Here is a 5,087-nt window from a genome sequence, read left to right on the forward strand (position 1 = left end):
CCCATCCGAGAGACGGATGGGCGCTTCCGCGGGTTGCGCCAGAGGCGCGATCAGCGCTTGCTGTACTGCGGAGCCTTACGGGCCTTCTTGAGGCCGTACTTCTTCCGCTCCGTGGCGCGGGCGTCACGGGTCAGGAAGCCGGCCTTCTTCAGGGCCGGGCGGTCGTCGGCGTCGACCTCGACGAGCGCACGGGCGATCGCGAGACGGAGCGCGCCGGCCTGGCCCGAGATCCCGCCACCGTGCAGGTTGGCGAAGATGTCGAACGAGTCGGGCTTGTCGACCGTCACCAGCGGCTCACGGATGAGCTGCTGGTGCACCTTGTTCGGGAAGTACTCTTCGAGCGTGCGGCCGTTGAGCTTGAACTCACCGGTACCGGGAACGACGCGCACCCGGACGACGGCTTCCTTGCGGCGGCCGACGGTCTGGGCGTTGCCACCGGCGGCACGCGACGGACGCGGGGCGGCGGGGGTCTCGCTGGTCGCGACGGCGTCGCCGACCGGAGCGGTCTCCGTGGTCGCGACAGCCTCGACGGCCTCGGTCTCGGTGCTGGTCACAGACTGTTCCTCACTCACTGCGCGACCTGCGCGATCTTGGTGATCTCGCGCGCCTGCGGCTGCTGCGCGGCGTGCGGGTGCTCGGCACCGGCGTAGACCTTGAGCTTCTTCGCCTGGGCGCGGCCGAGCTTGTTCTTCGGGAGCATGCCCTTGACGACCTTCTCGAGCAGGTGCTCGGGCTTGGTGTCGAGCAGTTCGCCGAAGGAGCGCTTACGCAGACCACCGGGGTAACCGCTGTGCCGGTACGCGAACTTCTGCTCGCGCTTGTTACCGGTGAGCGCGACCTTCTCGGCGTTGACGATGATGACGAAGTCACCGGTGTCCACGTGCGGGGCGTAGGTCGGCTTGTGCTTGCCGCGCAGCAGCGTGGCGACCTCGGTCGCGAGCCGGCCGAGCACGACATCCTCGGCGTCGATCACGTGCCAGGCACGAGTGACGTCGCCGGGCTTGGGGCTGTACGTGGGCAAGGGTCTACCTCGTCGTCAACATTGCGTGTGGGTTCTGTGCGGGCCTAGCGCTTACGCGCCGCAGCGCACAACGACATATGAAGATACCCCCACGCCCGACCCTACTGCGAAGCGGGGGTCGGTCCGGGGTCCCATACTAGGACCGGCGCCCGGCGGGCGCCCCGCAACTGTACCCCGCCGGTGTGGCGGAACCGCCCACGGCATCGTCCTTCGCGGGAGAGGATGAGACGATCCGGACGCGCACCGCGCGCGGGGACTCGATTCAGGGGAACGGCGATGAACAAACGTCCAACGACCATCTTGTGCGTGCTGAGCGCCGTGCTGGCCCTCACCACCGCCTGCGGCCAGGGGCGGGCGGGCACCGCCGTGCCGAAGGGTGACGACGCGGCGACCTATGTCGGCACGAAGTTCGAAACGGCGATGAACAAGCTCCAGGACACCATCGGCCAGCAGCGCGACGTCACCAGCGAGTCGGGCGCGTACTTCCGGTTCGACGAGAAGTACATCCGGAGCACGATCTCCTCGGCCCGCACCGGTTCGCCGGAGGGCCGGGTCAGCCGTCAGCGCTCGCAGAAGAACCCGGACGACAGCATCGACTGGTACACCCCCGCCGACGGGACCGTCGAGTACGTGTACCTCGGCCCCGTCTACAAGAGCCTCGCCCCGACACCGTGGGTCTCGATGCCGAAGTCGGAGGCGGGGCTGGCGATCCCGTGCGCCTGGGTCGGGATCATCACCGCCTGCAAGATGGCCGACGCGATCGCCGTGTCCTACAACGCGGACAAGAAGATCGTGAAGGGCGCCAAAAGCCTTCCGGAGAACCGGATCGAGCTGACCGCGGACATCCCGTTCGGGAAGTTCATGGAACGGCGGGTGGAGATCCTGCCGCCGTCGATCAGCGGGGCGGTCACGGCCGAGATGAAGAAGGCGCCGGTGCACACCACCGTCTCCCTCAACTCGGACGGCACGCTGAACCAGATCGTGATGGACGCCAAGATCGAGGGCGGCGGGCACAAGATCGAGCTGCGTTACGACTTCCGCTTCACCGGCAAGGCGAGCACACAGGATCTGCCCAAGCTGCCCGACGCCTCGCAGATCACCGTGCTGCCGGACAAGGCGGCCAAGGACGATTTCAACCGCCGCTTCAGCGAGTTGAAGGGCGTCTGAGCATGGCCCGCCTTCGTCCCGACGCCGTGAAGTTCCCGAAGTCCCGAGGTGACCACCGATGAGCCAGCCCCCCGAACAGCAGCCGCAGCAGTGGTGGCAGCCGCCCGCGAATCCCGCGAACCAGCAGCAGGGCTGGCAGCAGGAAGGCCAGGCCACCGGACCGCACGCCGGGCAGTGGCAGCAGAACGACGCGAGCGGCGCGAACACCGGCTCCTATACGGGGCAGTGGCAGCAGCAGCCCGGCGTCACCGGCTCCTTTTCCGGACCGTGGCAGCAAAGCGGCGCCCCCGCGCCCGGAACGGCGTGGCAGCAACCGCAGCAGCAGCCCATGCCGCAGCAGCAGGATTGGCAGGCACAGCAACAGGTTCCGAGCGCTCCCCCGCAGGGACAGTACGGCGGCGGGTTCCAGCCCGCCCAGCAGGCACAGTCTTCCCAGTACGGCGGGCTCGGTGCTTTCGGGGCGGAGCCGAAGAAGCCCAAGGCGTCCAAGAAGACGTTGCTGATCGGCGGGATCGCGGCGGCCGTCGTGATCGCGGGCGGCGTCGGCGCCTGGCTGCTCGGCGCGTTCTCGGGCGACACGCTCGACCAGAAGTCGGTCCAGGACGGTGTCGTCCGCGTGCTCAACGAGCACTACGGGGAGCCGGACGTGAAGAACGTGTCCTGCCCTTCCGGTCAGCCGGTGGAGAACGGCACCACGTTCGACTGCTCGATCGATCTTTCGGGGCAGCAGAAGAAGGTCACCGTCCGGGTGCTGAACACCAGCCCGGAATTCGAGGTCGGCGCGCCGCACTGACCCTCGAACCGACGAGAAAAGCCGCGACGGACACCGTCGCGGCTTTTCTTTCGCCACAAACGAAACGGCGGGCTCGGCATCCGAAGATGCCTGCCCGCCGTTGCTCGTTCGGAGCCGGAAGACTCAGAACAGGCCGGTGACGCCCTGTTCCGTGGCCTGGTAACCGTCGGCCAGCTGCGGCAGCACGCCGGCGACCTGCGCGAGCAGCTGCTTGAGCTCCTCGAACTTGTTGTCCCACTCGGTCTGCGCGGCGATGTACGCGGTCTGCGCGTCACCCTGCCAGGTGTTGACCAGCGGAGCGAGGTCGCTCTTCAGCTGACCGAAGAGGGACTCCAGCTCGCCACCGGTGCTCTTGCAGTCGTCGGCCGCCGCGTGGATCGTGGCGTAATCGACCTTCATCTCGCCCATGAATTCCTCCAGTGATTAAAGAAAAGTCTCGGATTGTTGCGGGGTGGAGCCAGATCAGCCGAGGACGCCGAAGCCCTTGTTGACCGAGTTGATGAGTTCCTGCTGCTGCTGCTCGGAAGCGTTGTACTTCGAGCCGGCCTGCTCGAGCAGGTCACCGATGTTCTGGAGGGCCTGGTTGAGCCCACGGCCCGCCTCGTCGAAGCGCTTCATCACGTTGTTGAACGCGATCGAGGCGTCGCCGGTCCAGCCCGCGCGGGTGGCCTCGATGTTGTCGCGAAGCTTGCTCAGGTTCTGGTCCATCGAAACGCGAACCTCGGTCACCCGCTTCTCAGCCTGGGTGAACTGCTCGACATTCCCCTGAAAACCGCCAGCCATGGGAGCTACCCCCTTCGTTCGTGGTTATCCGTACTTGGTGAAGTTCGTTTGGTACGGACCTACGACGGAGACACTGCCACGTCTGGTTCCCTCTTGTCGCTCGTTGGTTTCAAGTAGTTGCTTGCGTTAACGCTCCCGGCGGGAACCGAACGCGGGAACCCGGCGCGCGCCCTGCGTTTCCCGCGGGGAAAATGGCTCTCACCACGCGATTTAGCGAACGCACACAGGCGGCTCAATCGCCGCGGCTCATGATTCGCGACTGCGAAAAGTCCTCGTCGTCGTCACCCACACGTGGCCGTCTGGGCGCGGGTTCTGGCCGAAGGGGAACCAGGTCTGCCGCTGAGGGCAAAGCGGGGACTGGAAGACCTGCACCCACGCGGAACCGTTTCGCCGCGTTCCGGAGGGCGGCGGGGGTCGGCGCGGTCTCGCCGCCCGCGAGCCGTCCCTTGCCGAATTGCTTCGCCAGTTCGGCGTTCTCTCCCCGGCGGCGTTCGTAACGCGCCTTGGCCGTGCGGGCGACCTGCCGCGCATAGGTGACCGCGTCGCGCCCTGTACGCGCGAAGTGTTCGGCGGCGGTCTCGGGTTCGGGTGGCATATGCCTCCCCCTTCAGTTGATGACCACCATCGTCTTGACGACCTGCTCGCAGGCCGCGCTCACGCGTTGTTCGAGCGGTGAGCCGGTGCCGTACTGGCACCCGATGTGGACGCGAGTCTTTCCCTGAACGACGACGTACCAGTCGACGCGCGCGCTCGGTTTGGTCTCGCGGTAGTAGATGACGGTCTTGCCGGCGTACTGCGCGTTGCCGTTGAAGCCGCTGTACTTTTCCGGCTCTTGCCGCGCCAGCGCGCCGAGTTCGTCGACGAGCCGCTGTCTGTCGGCCGTCGCGTCGTAGTCCATCACGTTCTCCTGGGCGACCACGAGGTCGTCGCCGGTGAGGGATTCGCTGGGGTGGATCACCACCTGACGCTTGGCGACGCGGTCGTCGGTCTGTGTCCAGTCCGGCGGCGCGATGAAGCGGTAGTCGTACTGGGCGAGCGTGCGACCCTCCGGCTCGGCCTCCCCGCTGTTGACGGCGAAGAGGATGCCTCCGACGACCGCCGCGACGGCCACCACGGCCCCCGCGATGATCCAGGGCAGCTTCTTGTTCTTCCCGCCGCTCTCGGCGGGCTTGGGCTCCCGGGCGGGCTCACCCGGCCGCCACGGCGGCGGGGGTGCCGCTATCCCCTGCTGTCCCATCGGAGGCGACGGCGGCCCCTGCCGCGTCGCGTTTAGCGGGCTAAACGCGCTCTGTGGGGGCGGCCGGGGCAGTGCAGGGAGGGACA

8 protein-coding genes are annotated in these 5,087 nt (G+C 67.3%); 2 read left to right on the top strand and 6 right to left on the bottom strand.

Annotated elements, in window-relative coordinates; genetic code table 11:
- Positions 1-50 precede the first annotated feature (50 nt).
- Together rpsI and rplM are read right to left on the bottom strand one after the other, a co-directional pair.
- On the bottom strand, positions 51-554 hold the full coding sequence (gene rpsI / locus ACXIZN_RS29670; protein ID WP_034304312.1) for a 30S ribosomal protein S9: 504 nt from the start codon (positions 552-554) through the stop codon (positions 51-53).
- A gap of 14 nt (positions 555-568) precedes the next feature.
- Positions 569-1,021, bottom strand: coding sequence for a 50S ribosomal protein L13 (gene rplM, locus ACXIZN_RS29675; protein WP_005166833.1), 453 nt, complete (start codon positions 1,019-1,021; stop codon positions 569-571).
- A 276-nt stretch (positions 1,022-1,297) separates the two neighbouring features.
- Between rplM and ACXIZN_RS29680 the strand changes: the two genes are divergently transcribed.
- Both ACXIZN_RS29680 and ACXIZN_RS29685 read left to right on the top strand, forming a co-directional pair.
- Positions 1,298-2,188: a hypothetical protein gene (locus ACXIZN_RS29680; RefSeq protein ID WP_457958325.1), complete on the top strand. Its 891-nt coding sequence runs from the start codon at positions 1,298-1,300 to the stop codon at positions 2,186-2,188.
- 58 nt (positions 2,189-2,246) lie between these two features.
- Positions 2,247-2,981, top strand: a complete 735-nt coding sequence (locus ACXIZN_RS29685; RefSeq protein WP_457958327.1) for a DUF4333 domain-containing protein — start codon at positions 2,247-2,249, stop codon at positions 2,979-2,981.
- 123 nt (positions 2,982-3,104) lie between these two features.
- On the opposite strand, the gene ACXIZN_RS29690 is transcribed toward ACXIZN_RS29685, so the two are convergent.
- The 4 genes from ACXIZN_RS29690 to ACXIZN_RS29705 form a co-directional block, all read right to left on the bottom strand.
- Positions 3,105-3,389, bottom strand: coding sequence for a WXG100 family type VII secretion target (locus ACXIZN_RS29690; protein WP_125679971.1), 285 nt, complete (start codon positions 3,387-3,389; stop codon positions 3,105-3,107).
- 54 nt (positions 3,390-3,443) lie between these two features.
- A complete protein-coding gene (locus tag ACXIZN_RS29695; RefSeq protein ID WP_091597926.1) occupies positions 3,444-3,764 on the bottom strand; it encodes a WXG100 family type VII secretion target in 321 nt (106 codons plus the stop codon).
- Between the two features lie 232 nt (positions 3,765-3,996).
- The gene (locus tag ACXIZN_RS29700) at positions 3,997-4,359 is read right to left on the bottom strand and encodes a hypothetical protein (RefSeq protein WP_126733362.1); all 363 of its coding nucleotides are present in this window, start codon (positions 4,357-4,359) and stop codon (positions 3,997-3,999) included.
- 12 nt (positions 4,360-4,371) lie between these two features.
- Complete coding sequence (locus ACXIZN_RS29705; protein ID WP_457958329.1) at positions 4,372-5,001, bottom strand: type VII secretion-associated protein; 630 nt, start codon at positions 4,999-5,001, stop codon at positions 4,372-4,374.
- Between the last annotated feature and the right edge of the window lie 86 nt (positions 5,002-5,087).

The sequence above is a fragment of the Amycolatopsis sp. TRM77291 genome, from assembly GCF_054166285.1.